The sequence below is a fragment of the Okeania sp. SIO2C2 genome (assembly GCF_010692625.1).
GTDB classification, from domain to species: domain Bacteria; phylum Cyanobacteriota; class Cyanobacteriia; order Cyanobacteriales; family Microcoleaceae; genus Okeania; species Okeania hirsuta.
On sequence record NZ_JAAHGM010000008.1, the window covers coordinates 1 to 15,708 of the forward strand.

Genomic DNA, 15,708 nt, shown 5'->3' on the forward strand with positions numbered 1-15,708 from the left:
CTGTAGGTCCTGTAGGTCCTGCTGGAGCAGATGGTGCTCCTGGTCCTGCTGGTGTTCCTGGTCCCGTAGGTCCCGTAGGTCCTGTAGGTCCTGCTGGTGTTCCTGGTCCTGCTGGTCCTGTAGGTCCTGTAGGTCCTGCTGGAGCAGATGGTGCTCCTGGTCCTGCTGGTGTTCCTGGTCCCGTAGGTCCCGTAGGTCCCGTAGGTCCTGTAGGTCCTGCTGGTGTTCCTGGTCCTGCTGGTCCTGTAGGTCCTGTAGGTCCTGCTGGAGCAGATGGTGCTCCTGGTCCTGCTGGTGTTCCTGGTCCTGCTGGTCCTGTAGGTCCTGTAGGTCCTGTAGGTCCTGCTGGAGCAGATGGTGCTCCTGGTCCTGCTGGTGTTCCTGGTCCTGCTGGTCCTGTAGGTCCTGTAGGTCCTGCTGGAGCAGATGGTGCTCCTGGTCCTGCTGGTGTTCCTGGTCCTGCTGGTCCCGTAGGTCCTGTAGGTCCTGCTGGTGTTCCTGGTCCTGCTGGTCCTGTAGGTCCTGTAGGTCCTGCTGGAGCAGATGGTGCTCCTGGTCCTGCTGGTGTTCCTGGTCCCATAGGTCCTGTAGGTCCTGCTGGTGTTCCTGGTCCCGTAGGTCCCGTAGGTCCCGTAGGTCCTGTAGGTCCTGCTGGAGCAGATGGTGCTCCTGGTCCTGCTGGTGTTTCTGGTCCCATAGGTCCTGTAGGTCCTGCTGGTGTTCCTGGTCCTGTAGGTCCTGCTGGTCCCCCTGGTGCTGTAGGTCCTGCTGGTGCTGTAGGTCCCGCTGGTGCTCCTGGTCCCGTAGGTCCCGTAGGTCCTGTAGGTCCTGTAGGTCCTGTAGGTCCTGCTGGTGCTCCTGGTCTATCCGCTCTAGTAGGTCCACCACTGGCTTATATAATTGCAACAGAAGATGCTCCTCCAGGATTCTTCCCTGGAGAAGTAGTTTTGTTTGCTGGTACTGCAGCTCCTCCAGGATTCTTATCTCTTGAGGGTCAGTTATTACCGATCGCTGGAAACGAATCTCTATTCCGAGTATTAGGAACTTTATATGGTGGTGACGGAGTAAGCAACTTTGCTTTACCTAACCTCATAGGTGTTAGTCCAGTTGGCAGACCTACAAATGTAGCTACTGTTCCTGCACAAGATAATCCTGTACTGTTAGTTGGTTTTCCTGATGGCAACATAGTCCCTGCTAACACAGTTTTTGGAGGAGATGTTTTAACTAATACTGGAGGTTCTGTAGACCTCGAAAATATTACGGATAACAATGTACTATTGCTCCAACAATTGCAAGCACAAGCACTAGGAGCAAATCAAGCTCTACAAGAACAAGCAGGAGCAGGAGCAGGAGAGCTAATGGCTTTTGATGGAGAGGAAGAAAGACAAGAACGATCCCTATTCGTTCAAGTTGGAAATTGATTTTCTTGAGACTTGACAGTTGAATTTTATCGGTCAATTCTCATAAACAAATAAAAAAAAAACCTTGTAGGTATTAGAAACCTGCAAGGTTTTTTTTGAGTAAAAAATTAAAATCTGAATTAACTGATTTGAACTCAAAATTACTATTCCCTAATCAGTTTACAATGAATACTTAATGGAAATTAGAGCCAAAATTTGGAGGCAAAAATTAATGTTGGATACAATTGTATTGGGTGGCGGATGTTTCTGGTGTGTAGAATCTGTCTTTCTTTCTGTAGCAGGGGTTAAAGAAGCAGAATCTGGTTATGCTGGAGGAAATACTAAGAATCCTGACTATAGATCTATATGTTCTGGAAAAACAGGCCATGCTGAGGTAGTAAAAGTCACTTTTGACTCTGAGAAAATATCACTGCGTGAAATATTAGAAATATTTTTTGTGACTCACGACCCCACAACACTTAACAGACAGGGGAATGATGTTGGTACTCAGTATCGTTCAATTATTATGTGTCACTCCCAAGAACAAAAAGATATTGCTCAAGAAGTTATTTCGACTTTGGATAATAATGGCACGTTTAATAGTCCGATCGTTACTGAAGTGGTTGATTTGAAGGAATATTATAGAGCTGAGGAATACCATCAAAACTATTTTAACAAGAATCCTAATCAACCTTATTGTGTATTTTCCATTCCTCCAAAGTTGCAAAAACTCAAGAAATATTTTCCAGATAAGGTATCTGCATAAAGAGTTTCGACTTAGTTAACAATTTGCGATACGGAGCGCGATATAATACGCTAGTTCTCACAGGCAAGTAGTAACGATGGTGACGCTTTGTATCTTCTGCACTAATCGCGACTTAAACATTTCTGGCAGTCTATCTATATAGACATAGACCTCAGAAGAAATCCCGCTCCCTGCTAGGAACGGCGCAGTTAGGGTTTGAGGATTTTTTCTGATGTTGATTGACAAAGACTTAAATGTAGGTATAGACTGTACAGATGCGGTTGGCTTGACCGTTAATGCCTGTGGATGAGTAACCGCCGACGGCCTCACAAGAAGCAGGAAGTAAACATCAATTTGTCATGTTATGTGACGCTTTGTGTCAGTTTTATAGAGCAGAAGTGAACTTTATTTTCACTGTGTTCTACCCAAGCTATACTGAATTATGGGCGTTGCTGATGGGTGGCTATGATTTTTCTTTACTATTAACTGAAAAAGATTTTAGAATTTGCCAAATTTAGGTTTTATAGCTTGATTGAGCAACGCCAATTATGATTAATTAACTAAAATAATGTTTTCTTTCTATTATTGACATCCTCTCCCGTTAAATCAAATAGATTAACGGGAGATTCCCAAACCTCACGATTTAGGGTTACTGCTTGAGTGGCACTTATCTAGACTATTGCCAGTCCCCGACAGTACGCCTACACAGTCAATTTGTTGAACCACGATCTGGCCGACCGCAGTCACACCTCGATGAGAAATTACTTTTGCAACTGCCACATAGGTTGATCTCGCAATTATAACATAATTCTATCTGAGAGTGGTGTTAAGTTAGACTCTTGCAAATCAAGGTCAGTATCTGTTTTTATTTTGGTCGCGATTCATCTCCCGGTAAATCGAAGATTATACCGGGAGTCCTCAAAGCTCCATTTTAGATAGACATCTCTAATAATAAAAAATCAATATCTATATCCCAAAGAAATTATCAATTCTTTACCCCTAATGCCTACTGCCTACTGCCTACTCCCTCATTTGGTGGAGATGTCTAATAGTCAAACACACGATTAAAGAAAGGTATTATTTGAGACCAAGCTGAAGTAGTTGCAGCGGAGTCATAACGATAACCGTCATCACGCATAAAAGTATGTTCCGCTTCATATAAGAAAATTTGATGAGCTATACTCGCTTGTTCCAAAGCTTGAGCTACGGTTTGGCGATCGCCTTCTGGTGTATGACGGTCTTGAGTACCGAATACTATAAGCATCTCACCTTGAATTTCATTCACTCGTTTAATTGTATCAGCAACTCCCTTACCTAATTTGCCACTGGGAACACCAGTCGGGTAACAACAAACTGTGGCTTTCATCTCTTTCTCAAAAGCCGCCCGAAATGCTAAATGCCCACCAATACAAAAACCCATAGCACCTATTTTATCCTCAGCAACTGAACTTTCTGCTTTAAGAAATTCGATCGCAGCTCTGGTATCCGCATCATATTCAGCTATTTTAGTTCGACGTGCATTGTCATTACCCCGCATTCGCCCCAGGTCATCTGGCTCAATGACGAAACCCACTGGTTCAGTACGATGAAAAATTTCTGGGGCAGCTACTACATAACCATAACCAGCTAAATAATTAGCTAGACGAATTATCGGACTTCCCAATTGATAAATATCACTGTAGAATACAATACCTGGATAAACTCCTTCCGGTTTAGGAGTTGCTACATATACACGCATTAAACTATCATCAACTTTTAACTCGATGTTACGTTTAGTAATTTGCACCTTTGATCTCCATTATTGTCTTGAGGAATTTTTCTACAATACAGCTTAACTTTAGCAAAATTACGTAATTTATAGGGGATACTGACTTGATACAACGGATTTCATCTCAGTGAGGTATAGCTGTGGCGGGCAAGATGTCCGCACTACAAAAGTTTTATCATTAATATTTGTACTTCATATACTTGGGATCTGCTGTAACATCTATACTTTGAAGGCTTATATTCCTTAAACATTAAAATATAAGTGATTTTATCATTTTCTTTGTGGGTTTAATACCCCACCGTCAACGGGGGTGTTCAAAATTACTTGGGGGAGCGAATCCCCATGTAATTTTCCTCCTGTTTCCTGTCTCCTGTCTCCTGTCTCCTTCTTCAAGGAGCTACTTTTGCGATAATTTCTTCTCAAACAATTGTTCGGAAAAATTCAGTATTTTCTAGGTTGATTTTTGCTGATTTTTAGTTAACAATAGTGTTAATAAAGTTAAACAGCAATGAAAGTAATAATTCATTGTGATGAAGCTATAAATTTTCAATACTAATTTATATTTCAAGGAACTTGCCGTGAATTTACTTAAAATCAATCAAAATTTTTTCAATTAGGACTATTTACACTTGGTACATTTGCTTTATTAACTTCTTCATCTAAAGTTTTAGCTTCTAACCCAGAAAAAATTGACAACAAATCTATATTACTTGCTCAAGCATCCCGTGAAGAGTGGCGTATTTGCCAAAAAAAAGGAGAAAATTGGTCTGAAGTAAAATACTTTGAATCTAAAAATTATTTTGCTAATATTTGTCGTAGTGGTAATGGTCAATTAACTTTAGTAGCTGGTGCTAAATCAAATCCTAATAAACTTTTAGAATTACCTGTTACTGCTGAACAAGGATATTTAGCTATTGATGGAAGTAAAACTTTTATGATAGACAATAGTCATTTTAGTATGGCTATAAACGGAATGGTTGTTAGGAAAGAACAAGTAACTTACAGAGGACAGTAAATTTACCAATTCCTTGATCAAAGAAGAGATATTTTCACAATTACCTCTGAGTTATTATGGCATTGTTTGTAGTTCATAAAATTTCATTATTTAGTTAAATATTACTCTTAATCAAAGGGTAAATTACTGAATTAAATAGAATATTTCTGTCTCTAAAAATTTAGCAAGTTATCTGGGTGCAACTTATCAGTCATCAGTTAATATTTTTAACAGTTTCGTTTCAGACCCCGACACTTCTGGTGGGAAAGCGCGTAGTTTGCCTTGATGGCAGGTCTGTAGACTCCGGTCTTCTTTCCTTTGGGATATCTCATTATAATAACTGATACCATGTTCGGACGGGTCAGTTATAAATAAAATTTAAGGACTGAGAGTACCGACAGTACCAAGTAAATACTGAAATTATCAATACTATTCTCCTTTATTTCCTCTTTTCCTCCTTTCTTCCCTCCTGAATCGGTCCTCCTGACTCCTGACTCCTCACAACAGTCATCTATAAGTATTCAACCGGATTTGATATGATACAGCAGTTCCCGATTTTGTGAGGTACATATTTAGCGGGTACATATTTAGCGGGCAAGATGCCTGCACCACAAGAGTTTTACTATTAAAACTTGTACATCATTTGTCCGAAATATGCTGTAACTGTTTACCTATTCACTAAACCCATCCTGACAACTGTTAAACCATCACTAACTGCTTGACTTCTCCTGTCAAACTAAAAGGACGTACTTCAGTAATTTTCACCTGTACTAACTTACCCTTCAACTGATTAATATCCCCCTCAAAAAATGTCAGACGGTTGCCACGGGTACGACCCATAACTTGAGCCGCATTTTTTTGGTTAGTATCTTCAACCAAAATTTCTTCAGTACGACCCATATAACGAAGCGATCGCTCTGCAGCTTTCACACCCACCAAATGATTCAACCGTTGTAGTCTATCCGCTTTCACTTCTTCACTCACTTGATTTCCCCACAAAGCTGCTGGAGTACCTGGTCTAGGAGAATAAGCAGCAGTATTCAACAGATCGAACCCAATATCCTCAACCAACTTTAGCGTATTCTCAAACTGTGCTTCCGTTTCTCCAGGAAAACCTACTATTGCGTCAGCACTAATAGAAGCATCTGGCATCAGTTCGCGAATTTTATCAATAATCCGGCGATATTTCTCATGGGTGTAACCTCTTGCCATCGCCTTCAATAATTCATTATCTCCTGACTGAAAGGGAATATGAAAATGTTCGCAAACCTTGGGCAATTCAGCACACGCTCTAATTAAACGTTCTGTGAAATAGCGGGGGTGACTTGTGGCAAAGCGAATACGTTCAACACCTGGTACATCATGCACATAGTAAAGTAAATCTGTGAATGTGTGTTTATTGCGTCCTTCTGCTGTCACTCCCGGTAAGTCGCGTCCATAAGCATCAATATTTTGCCCTAACAATGTTATTTCTGGATAACCTTGTCGCCCTAACTCTTCCATTTCAGCCCGAATAGCTTCAGGATAGCGAGACTGCTCTGCACCCCGTACACTGGGAACAACACAATAGGTACAGTGTTCGTTGCAACCATAAATTATATTTACCCAAGCAGTGACTTTGCTATCCCGTCTGGGTTTAGTGATATCTTCCACAATGTGAATAGGTTCAGTAGCAACTACTTGGTTGCCATTGAATACTTGTTCCAATAAGTCTTGCAAGCGGTTAGCGTGTTGAGGTCCCATAACTAAGTCTAGTTCGGGTACTCGTCGCAGGAGTGCTTCCCCTTCTTGTTGAGCAACACATCCAGCAACAATGAGAGTCAGGTCTGGTTGTTTGTGTTTGCGTTTTGCTTGTCTACCTAGATAAGAGTAGACTTTATGTTCGGCATTGTCACGAATGGTGCAGGTATTGTATAGAATGATGTTGGCATCGTTGGGGTCTTCTGACGAGATGAGGCCCATATTATCTAGGATACCTGCCATGCGTTCGGAGTCGGCTTTGTTCATTTGACAGCCGAAAGTGGTAATATGATAGCGACGGGGTGTTTTAGTCATGGTAAATTAAGGTTATTAAATTAGAATAGTATAGTATGGATAATATATGAGAATTGTCAGATTGAATTTTAGGAAAAATCTAGAAAAAAATATCCAAACAAATATGATAAACTAGAAACCGTTAAAACAATTAAAATATTACATATTTAAAGATATCAAACTTTTCTCAAATCGTCAAAAGTCTCCTAGGAGATATCTCTCAAGATAATTATCCCCCCTGGATAAATTTTTATTCGTCAATTCTTGGCATTAAGTATTAGAAAAATCAGCTCTTAAACTCCAAGTATCTATCCCTATAATCTCGATCGCCAGTTTATAATTTAGGTCTAAATGGTGAAAATATTTATGAACACAGAAGATATATTCAACATACACTAGCCAATAATAAAAATCTCAATTAGTTGCCTTGAAGACATTTAGCCGAAACAAAATCTCAATAAATTGAGTATGTAAAAATTCAGTCAGTTATTGGGGGCAATAAACTAATGTATTAAAAGGGATAAATTTTGATTTTAATGGCTGGTTTTACCATTTTTTCTATTAATAAAGTATATATCTTGAACAAGACTAATTGAAAGTTATGAACATGAAACGTAATATTTTCATATTTGTGGGAATTATATTGATTTCCTTATTGGTGGTTTTATTGAGGCCACAGGATAAAGATAAATATCCATTAAATGCTAATTCTGGTTTCATACAGGAAGAAATCAGTCCCGCTTACTCACTATTTGATTTAGGTGTAGCTGATTTTAATCAAGATACCTTTTTAGATATATTTTCTACGAATCACAATGGTCCTCAAATATTCTTAATTAATCAACAAGGAGAAGATTTCAAAGATGGGCTTTCGGAGTTAGGTTTGCCCCAAAACTATGAAGCTACAGACACACCAGTTCCTGATCCTTTGGCAAATAAGACAGAACCAGGATTGTATATTTATTGGCATAATTATGAATTAATAATAGCTGCCCAAGGTCTGACTAATCCAGAGAATTTAGAAGGTTTGGTAATTGTCCCTCTCTTAGCAACCTCTACCGAATCAGACCAAATATCAACAAACATTAGAAAAACAAATGCTCTATCAGCAGGAATTGATAAGGTTCAGGTAGTAAGATTTAATGTTAAAGGAAATGGCAGATTATCTATCAAGTTTCCAGCATTTTATCCTTTTTTTCCACCCCTATTTAGGTTAAATCCCAGAGCAGATATCAAAAATATTTACCTGGGTTCTCGTTTTCAACCTGCTACTTCTATTGATTTTGCTCTACCACCTATTAATGCTTTACCTCACATGGATCGACATGGTATGGCTTGGAATGATTATAACAATGATGGAAATATTGATATAGCTATTGTTCGAGGAGGAATGCAAGGCAAAATGTCGGAACTATCTCCTAATGCTAAAGATGAATTAATGTTGCAACAAAGTTCTGGTTTTGAAGATATTGGAGAGAAAGTAGGTTTAGCCAAAGCGGGATGTGCTGCACGACAAGTGGCTTGGGTTGATTTTGACCGCGATAATCTTTTAGACCTTTATACTATGTGTGGACGGAAGTTGCCACCTAATTCTAGATATCCTAATCAACTCTATCGCCAAACCCCTGAAGGTCGTTTTATTAATGTTGCTGATGAAAAAAATTTAGGGTTCAAAGATATGGGTTGGTTTACTTGGTTAGATATAGATAACGATCTGGATATGGATTTATTTTGGGCTGATGAAACAACTTTTTGGCTCTACAGAAATGAATCAGGAAATTTTGTTGCAGAAAATTTAGGGGAACAGAAGGGTTTAGTAAATCAATTGGCGATCGCTGATTATGATGGAGATGGAGATTTAGACCTATTCTCAGCTTCCAGAAGAGAAAGTATATTATTTACCAATGTGGATGGTAAATATCAAGCTACAGATCCAGAATCAGTTGGACTACCAAAGAAAGCATTTGCAGCTAACTGGGTTGATTATGATAATGATGGGTTGATAGACTTACATACCTTACGCTACGGAATTTACCGCCAACAACCAGATCGCAGATTTAAAAAAATCAACTTACTAGAGGTTAGTTCACCAAAAACATTTGGGGGATATGCTTACTGTACTTGGTTTGATGTAGACAATGACGGTGATCGCGATTTATTAATGGGTAAATCAACAAAAATGCCTGATTGGGAAAAGCGACAAAGAAAAGACAAGGATATTACGGAATTAGCTAAATATAGTAAGTCTAGGGTTTTGCTGTATCGTAATCCAGGAAATGATAACCATTGGTTAGAAATAGAATTAAAGGGCGCACCAGGAAATTCAGTTGCTATCGGTGCTAAAGTTAAAGTGATTACAGCAAATGGAACACAATTTCAAGAAGTTGGACAGTCAGAAGGATCGTGGCGATCGCAAGGTCATTATCGTCTTTACTTTGGTTTAGGAAAACAAGATAAAATTGATTCGATTCAAGTTATTTGGCCTGATGGTCAAAATCAGGAAATTCAAAATCCTAACCCAGATCAATTGTTAGTTATTGAGAAAGCTTAAGAGCTGATTTATCAAGAGAATCTCAAGAAGACTCAATGACTGGTTCAGTAGCTTTTATTCTGATTTTGGCCACGCTCTTCAATTTTTGTCCTGTACTTAGATTAACAAAATGCCTATGTAATTATCAAACAGGAATTACGCAAATATACTAGATATAGTAGATTATAATTATAACACTACGTTATATATAGTGTTTCGATCAGAAAAATGCGTAATATCAAATCCGTTTGATTGGACATAAAAAAAATCTCCAATCGTCATAATTACTTAATCTTTGTGATTCTTTCTCCTCCTGGCTCCTGACTCCTGACTCCTGATTCCTAAAGACTTAAGCAATCTATAACTGTTTAACCGGATTTGATATAACTCCTGATAAATTAAAGATTCAGTAAAGTTACACATAAATAGTTGACCTTGAGGAAATATTTATGGTATTAAAGAGATTTTTTATGAAAATTATGTAAAGTTGAGCAGGATTTATGCGTGTTTTTTAAAGATTCAGTGAAGTTATGAATAAACCCTTGCTATTTTACTATTTTATTTATAAAATTGAGATAAGAATGTTTTTATAGTCTAGTCAAGCACAAGTATTGAACTTACTGAAAATCAAGTAATTTTATTTGCAAGTGATGGTGATTATTTGCACAAACTAGCCTGATTGGAGAGAAAGAAGGACTATACCGAAAAAAATCTGGTTTTTATGGTATCAGGGGTTTTCACAAGCACCATTGCTTGTTAGTGGTACTTAGGCATTTTCTGGCAGAAAAACGGCTTGAAAGTCAGCCTAAACAAGGGAATTACGTCAATGCCCTAAAAATGGCTAAAACCCTTGGTAATAAAGAATTTATACCTTTTTGACGTAAAAACCTCTACCTGTCCATATTTGAGCCTATTTTCCGCTACTATTTTGTGTAAGTCCCATTAGAAAGTGTTATGAATCTTGGAAACAGTATAACCCTGAGTGGGAGGTTATTTTTCTAGAGGAAAACAATTTAAAAGACTATATCACTTTTTCTGTACCGGAAGAAAAATTATGCCAATTCCCTAAAACTAAACAATCTGACCTAGTCAGACTTGAATTACTCTCAAAATATGGAGGGGTTTGGGCTGACGCAACTAGCCTCTGCCGAGTCCCGCTAGACAAATGGTTAGGAGACTATACTCAAGCTGGCTTTTTTGCCTTTATTTACAAAATAAGAGGATACGGATGGATTTTTAATTGGTTTTTCGCTGTAGAAAAGTCTAATCCTATCATTGTAAAAATTAATCAAAAGTTAACTTCTTTTTATCGTGATCATGAGTTTTACCATAGTGGTACAACAATAGAGTTGTCGCTAAATAAAGAGAAAAAATAACTCTAACCTAGACAGAGCAATAATTCTAAGTATTTTTGATATCTCATAGCTACAATCCTTACATAACAAGGCTTTTGGGATTTTTTAAAATTATAAAGCGACAAGTCTAATAGCGAAAAAAAGACTTAAGTTTTTGCAGTTATTTTTTAATAGGAAATATAAAACAACTAGATTTTGGTCTTCATGGATTGTCAGGAAAAATTTTAAAGTTTATCCCTATTTTATTTTTCACTTCATATTTGCTAATTTAATAAATTCAGATCGAGAACTTTTGGAACTATATAAAAAAATGATGAAAAATAACCTTCAACTTAGAGAAAAAGAACAAGACTCTCAAGAGCAAGACAGATTTGGACTAATTATGTTCTGTATTTCCCTGATCTTTCTTGTGTTTGCCTATGGAGTAGCTGTTGGTAAATATAGGGTTTTCCCCTATAAAGTCATTAATAAAGTAACTTCTGTTGCGGAAAAAGGTCTCAAACAATTTCGTGAAGATACCAAAATTGAGCTACCTTGGTATTTAAAGCGTTTGGATAGTCCATACCCACAAGCAATTCTTAATACCAACAAGGCTTACCCAGGTTTAAATTTACTCACCGGTTTTTCAGACAAAAACACCAAACTATTAATACAGATCCTTGACATGGATGGCAATATACTCCATGAATGGGATGCTGACTGGAAAAGAATCCTGCCTAATCTTGAATACCTTCCCGAACGAAAGATTCCTAAATCCAGACCAGGCACGACAATTCATGGAATAGTCATGATGGAAAATGGAGACATTGTGTTCAACTTTTCCGAACTTGGTCTAGTTCGTTTAGATGTAAATGGAGATGTAGTATGGTCGCTACCTTACTCAACTCATCACTCCGTTCACTTACATGATGACGGAAATCTTTGGGTTTCAGGGCAAAAGTTTCATGAAAAAGATGACGTTGAAGCGATTTCTCGTTTTCCGAATCGTAAACCTCCTATTTGGGAATATACAATTATAGAAGTATCCCCAGATGGTAAAATCTTAAATGAGTGGTCAATTCCAGAAATCCTGCGCCAAAACGGTTATTTAGGACTGCTTAACCTAGGAACCCTCAAGAACTGGGAAACAATAGTAGGAGGTGATGCTGATGTACTCCATGCCAATGATGTCAAGCCATTTCCGTCCGATCTTGAGGAAGGTTTCTTTAAGCGTGGGGATATTATGGTCTCTCCAAGAAATATAAATACGGTCTTTGTTTTCAATAAAGAAACTGAAAAGATTAAGTTTGTTAGCACAGGTTTGTTTGTCAGACAACACGATCCTGATTTTATTGATGGTAACACTTTTTCAGTCTTTGATAACAATAACAGTGCGCCAAAATCAGCAAATCCTCAAAGTCGTATCTTGCTTATATCAGCTCCAGAAAATGAAGTGGAGGTCTTTTTTGAAGGTACTAAAGATACGCCTTTTTTTACAGAAGTCTGTGGCAAAAACCAGTGGCTACCCAACGGGAATGTTCTGATTACAGACTGTGTAAATGGTAGAGCATTTGAGGTCAACCGTGAAGGAGAAATTGTCTGGCAATATTATAACTATGTTAATGAAGGAATGGTAGGAATAGTTTCGGAAGTGCAGCGCCTGCCCCTCAAATATGAACAAATTTTTCGCAAGGACAAATAAGCTAAAATCATTTCAAGTAGTTTTTAACAAGTAGAAACCCGAACTCAATTTGGATATAAAAAAAATGAAACAGGTATTGACATTTGTAGAGTTATTTCTGGCCTCCCTATTTCTTGTTCTCACGATCTCCCACCCTGCCATGGCCTATGTGGGACCAGGAGCTGGTCTCGCCGCCATTGGTGCTTTTTTTGCCCTTGTTGCAGGTATTATTGCAGCTTTGTTTGGCTTTTTGTGGTATCCCATTAAGCGACTTCTACGGAAACGTAAGCAATCTAAAGAAGAAGAAAATGATCGTCAAAAAGAGGAGGCACAATGAGCCACTGGATAGGTGCTACTTTATTTGTTGTTGGTTTCCTCATATTAGTCCAAAGTTTCCAGCTAGTTGAAAAGAGTAAAAAGACAACTGCCATGGGGGGTCGTTCTTTGGATATAATTCGTTCTTCTCAGCTCAGTGAAGAGGAAAAAGAATCCTTACTACAAAAAAATGCTAAAGATTTGTTTGGATTATTTTTTATTCTTGCTTTTGGTGGAATAGTATCTGTTATCCTACCTCTTGGACTACTATGGTTAGCTGAAAAGTTGGGTTGGCTATCTCTAGATGCTGTATTTAAAACCCTTCTTTCGCCAGTCTTTTTGATTCTCAGCACTATCCTAGCTGTAGTAGTGTTGTTTGTTAAACCTTCTCAGACCCAAAAAACTTGGCAACAATCTAATGGTGAAGCATCAAGTCAGGTTCAAGCTAGTAATTTTTCTGGACTTGATCGAGCATTGTACTATCTGGCATTTAATACTTCTACTGCTCAGATAGCATTGGCAGATATGGAAGATTCCATGTTTGCCAAAGAACTATCCTCTTGTCGCATTGAGCGACCAGTTTTTATCACTGCACTTCCGCGAGCAGGAACAACTTTATTGCTTGAATGTTTTGATAGTACGCCAGAGTTTGCGACTCATTGTTATCGGGATATGCCATTTGTATTAATTCCTTGCCTATGGGATCGTTTCTCAAAATCTTTTCAGAAGAATATTGAGTCCCAAGAAAGGGCACATGGTGATGGGATGCAAGTCACCCCAGATAGTCCAGAAGCATTAGAAGAAGTAGTATGGAAAACATTCTGGAAGCGACATTATCACAAAGATCGTATTATTCCTTGGGAGAATGAAACAGATCGAGAATTTGAGGATTTTTTCCGCAGTCATATGCGTAAGATTATCATGCTGCGCAAGCAAGTAGATGCAGAGGGGGTGCGTTATGTTTCAAAAAATAACCTCAATATTGCCCGAACAAAGCTGCTGAATCAACTATTTCCTGATTCAATTATGATAATTCCTTTCAGAGATCCATTCAATCATACTGCCTCGTTATTAAAGCAGCATCGTAACTTTCTTCGTATTCATCAAGAAGATAGCTTTGCCTCAGACTATATGCGAGCAATTGGTCACTATGATTTTGGAAAAAATCTCTGTCCTGTTGACTTCGATAGTTGGTTTGACAAAAGGGAGTCGAAAGAGGCTGATTCTCTTGCTTTTTGGTTAGAGTATTGGGTTGCTAGTTACAGACATCTTTTAGCACAGAGAAGTAATTTTCTGAATTTTCTTAACTACGATGCTTTCTGTGAAAATCCTGAACATGGGTTGAGGATATTAGCGGAGGTCGTAGATAGTTCTCATCCAGAAACATTAATGGCATCAGCAACTAGTATACACCATCCACGACCCAAGGATATTGATACCAGTATGGTATCTAGTTCGCTCTTAGAAGAAGTAAATCTTATTTACGAACAGTTGAAAGAGAAATCTCTGAACTAGAACTTGATATCTAGACTTGATATACACCCTATTCCATGTAAGTGTGGTACAGCGATTCTAGTAGATTTGCTCAACAAGAATGAAAACTTAATTCCATACTTCAAAAACTATTTAAAAAGCTAGTGCCACTGTACCTCATAAACCTGGAATGTGCTGTAAATAATTAGGAGGTTGCTGAATTAGGCTATGAATTTGTGACAGTAGAATCTTGAGTGCCTTTACTGGTTTTCCCATGCTTAAGAAGCTCTGTGATAGCTACACAGATAAAATTCCATGATAATTGAAATTATTTAGGGGTAACGATCATTTTACCATTTCCACACTTTCTTGATATACTGTTTACAAATCAGCTATTAGATTATGTGTCTAACCAGAATAGCTCTCTGTTGACTATTTCTTGAAGTTCAGTAATATCTTCTCGAAAAACCTCATTGAGAGACTTTCTTAAGGTAAGAGGTAAAGATGGAATTGCCCCACTATTCCATTTCTTCAAAGTTTTAATCAGTTTCTGATACACAGAGTTAGGTAATACTTTCTTTAAAAAAGACTTCAGTGGATTAGATGTAGATAAAAATTGATGAATTAACTTATTTTTTGGCAAATATCCTTGATTCTTTTGCCGTTCAATATTAGGGACAAAAGAATCATCTACCCCTAGATATTGATAGACTTCTTTGATAACTTCTAGGGGGTTTTGGCGAAAATCATCATAAAAAAGAATTTTGAGTTGCTCGGGTTCAAAATAATTTAAGTATCGTTTAATCTGTTGCGAATACATTCCTACTTTGGTATAGTGCCAATCCCAACCCCAGTTATTACTTATTCTTTCTGCTTCTCGTTCAAGAGCTTCTTCTAAAGATAAAGGTTCCAATAAATGTCGAATATTCATCACATAATGTGAATAAAGACGATCTACAGGATGACGCAACATAACTATCATTTTAACATCAGGAATATACTTTTTGATATTTTCTGGTGCTTTAGGAAAATAGAGATAGCGTACAGATGCTTCTCCGATCGCCATCTCATTAGAAACTTGATCAAATAGAGTTTGATAGCTTTCCCAATCTGTAATTGTATTTTGGTACAAACGTTTCAGCAAAACTTCAGGAGATTCTGGCCCTGAATAGGGAGGTAATTTTGCTCCTTCAAACACAAAAAAATTAGGTTCTTTAGGATTGGACATAAACACCTGGGGATGCTGCTTCAGATAATTCCATAGAGAGCTAGTCCCTGATTTTGCAGCACCTAGAAGGATAAAGTTGGGAAGTGTCATTAAACTTAACCTACACAATTGAACTCTTGATTATTAAACCTTTTAATTGGTCTTAATGTCTATAATTACTCTGCTCGAGCTACAAACACCCTTTTAAATAATACTATTTAATCATT

The 15,708-nt window shown here is 38.0% G+C and carries 12 protein-coding genes; 7 read left to right on the top strand and 5 right to left on the bottom strand.

Going from position 1 to position 15,708, the window contains the following annotated elements; genetic code table 11:
• Positions 1-1,421, top strand: a 1,421-nt coding sequence (locus tag F6K18_RS07945; protein ID WP_287519962.1) for a tail fiber protein, incomplete at its 5' end; no start/stop codon positions are given.
• 211 nt (positions 1,422-1,632) lie between these two features.
• The gene (gene msrA / locus F6K18_RS07950) at positions 1,633-2,166 is read left to right on the top strand and encodes a peptide-methionine (S)-S-oxide reductase MsrA (RefSeq protein ID WP_287519963.1); all 534 of its coding nucleotides are present in this window, start codon (positions 1,633-1,635) and stop codon (positions 2,164-2,166) included.
• A 1,024-nt stretch (positions 2,167-3,190) separates the two neighbouring features.
• On the opposite strand, the gene F6K18_RS07955 is transcribed toward msrA, so the two are convergent.
• The 3 genes from F6K18_RS07955 to miaB all read right to left on the bottom strand — a co-directional run bounded on the left by F6K18_RS07955 (position 3,191) and on the right by miaB (position 6,962).
• Positions 3,191-3,931, bottom strand: coding sequence for a dienelactone hydrolase family protein (locus tag F6K18_RS07955; protein WP_287519964.1), 741 nt, complete (start codon positions 3,929-3,931; stop codon positions 3,191-3,193).
• Between the two features lie 252 nt (positions 3,932-4,183).
• The gene (locus F6K18_RS07960) at positions 4,184-4,306 is read right to left on the bottom strand and encodes a hypothetical protein (protein WP_275670435.1); all 123 of its coding nucleotides are present in this window, start codon (positions 4,304-4,306) and stop codon (positions 4,184-4,186) included.
• A 1,300-nt stretch (positions 4,307-5,606) separates the two neighbouring features.
• Positions 5,607-6,962, bottom strand: coding sequence for a tRNA (N6-isopentenyl adenosine(37)-C2)-methylthiotransferase MiaB (gene miaB / locus F6K18_RS07965; protein ID WP_287519965.1), 1,356 nt, complete (start codon positions 6,960-6,962; stop codon positions 5,607-5,609).
• A gap of 580 nt (positions 6,963-7,542) precedes the next feature.
• Between miaB and F6K18_RS07970 the strand changes: the two genes are divergently transcribed.
• Positions 7,543-9,492, top strand: a complete 1,950-nt coding sequence (locus F6K18_RS07970) for a CRTAC1 family protein (protein WP_287519966.1) — start codon at positions 7,543-7,545, stop codon at positions 9,490-9,492.
• Positions 9,493-9,759: 267 nt separating this feature from the next.
• Here the strand turns inward: F6K18_RS07970 and F6K18_RS07975 are convergent, their stop codons facing one another.
• Positions 9,760-9,894, bottom strand: a complete 135-nt coding sequence (locus F6K18_RS07975) for a hypothetical protein (RefSeq protein ID WP_287519968.1) — start codon at positions 9,892-9,894, stop codon at positions 9,760-9,762.
• Between the two features lie 518 nt (positions 9,895-10,412).
• Here F6K18_RS07975 and F6K18_RS36480 point away from each other — a divergent pair.
• The 4 genes from F6K18_RS36480 (at position 10,413) to F6K18_RS07990 (ending at position 14,316) form a co-directional block, all read left to right on the top strand.
• Positions 10,413-10,847, top strand: a complete 435-nt coding sequence (locus tag F6K18_RS36480; protein WP_353735035.1) for a capsular polysaccharide synthesis protein — start codon at positions 10,413-10,415, stop codon at positions 10,845-10,847.
• A 289-nt stretch (positions 10,848-11,136) separates the two neighbouring features.
• Positions 11,137-12,507, top strand: coding sequence for an arylsulfotransferase family protein (locus F6K18_RS07980; RefSeq protein WP_124146558.1), 1,371 nt, complete (start codon positions 11,137-11,139; stop codon positions 12,505-12,507).
• Positions 12,508-12,646: 139 nt separating this feature from the next.
• A complete protein-coding gene (locus F6K18_RS07985) occupies positions 12,647-12,823 on the top strand; it encodes a hypothetical protein (protein WP_192901177.1) in 177 nt (58 codons plus the stop codon).
• Entirely contained in the window at positions 12,820-14,316 is a 1,497-nt protein-coding gene (locus F6K18_RS07990) for a sulfotransferase (RefSeq protein ID WP_287519970.1), read from the top strand. The genes F6K18_RS07985 and F6K18_RS07990 overlap by 4 nt, the downstream gene beginning before the upstream one ends.
• 358 nt (positions 14,317-14,674) lie before the next feature.
• Here the strand turns inward: F6K18_RS07990 and F6K18_RS07995 are convergent, their stop codons facing one another.
• Positions 14,675-15,592 (bottom strand): sulfotransferase, encoded by a 918-nt coding sequence (locus F6K18_RS07995; protein WP_287519971.1) that lies wholly within the window; start codon positions 15,590-15,592, stop codon positions 14,675-14,677.
• Positions 15,593-15,708 lie beyond the last annotated feature (116 nt).

Bases quoted from the DNA above. Each gene is read 5' to 3' on its own strand.
- F6K18_RS07990 (WP_287519970.1), top strand. From the start codon at position 12,820: ATGAGCCACTGGATAGGTGCTACTTTATTTGTTGTTGGTTTCCTCATA.
- msrA (WP_287519963.1), top strand. From the start codon at position 1,633: ATGTTGGATACAATTGTATTGGGTGGCGGATGTTTCTGGTGTGTAGAA.
- F6K18_RS07980 (WP_124146558.1), top strand. From the start codon at position 11,137: ATGATGAAAAATAACCTTCAACTTAGAGAAAAAGAACAAGACTCTCAA.
- F6K18_RS07975 (WP_287519968.1), bottom strand. From the start codon at position 9,894: ATGTGTAACTTTACTGAATCTTTAATTTATCAGGAGTTATATCAAATC.
- F6K18_RS07970 (WP_287519966.1), top strand. From the start codon at position 7,543: ATGAACATGAAACGTAATATTTTCATATTTGTGGGAATTATATTGATT.
- F6K18_RS07995 (WP_287519971.1), bottom strand. From the start codon at position 15,592: ATGACACTTCCCAACTTTATCCTTCTAGGTGCTGCAAAATCAGGGACT.
- miaB (WP_287519965.1), bottom strand. From the start codon at position 6,962: ATGACTAAAACACCCCGTCGCTATCATATTACCACTTTCGGCTGTCAA.
- F6K18_RS07985 (WP_192901177.1), top strand. From the start codon at position 12,647: ATGGCCTATGTGGGACCAGGAGCTGGTCTCGCCGCCATTGGTGCTTTT.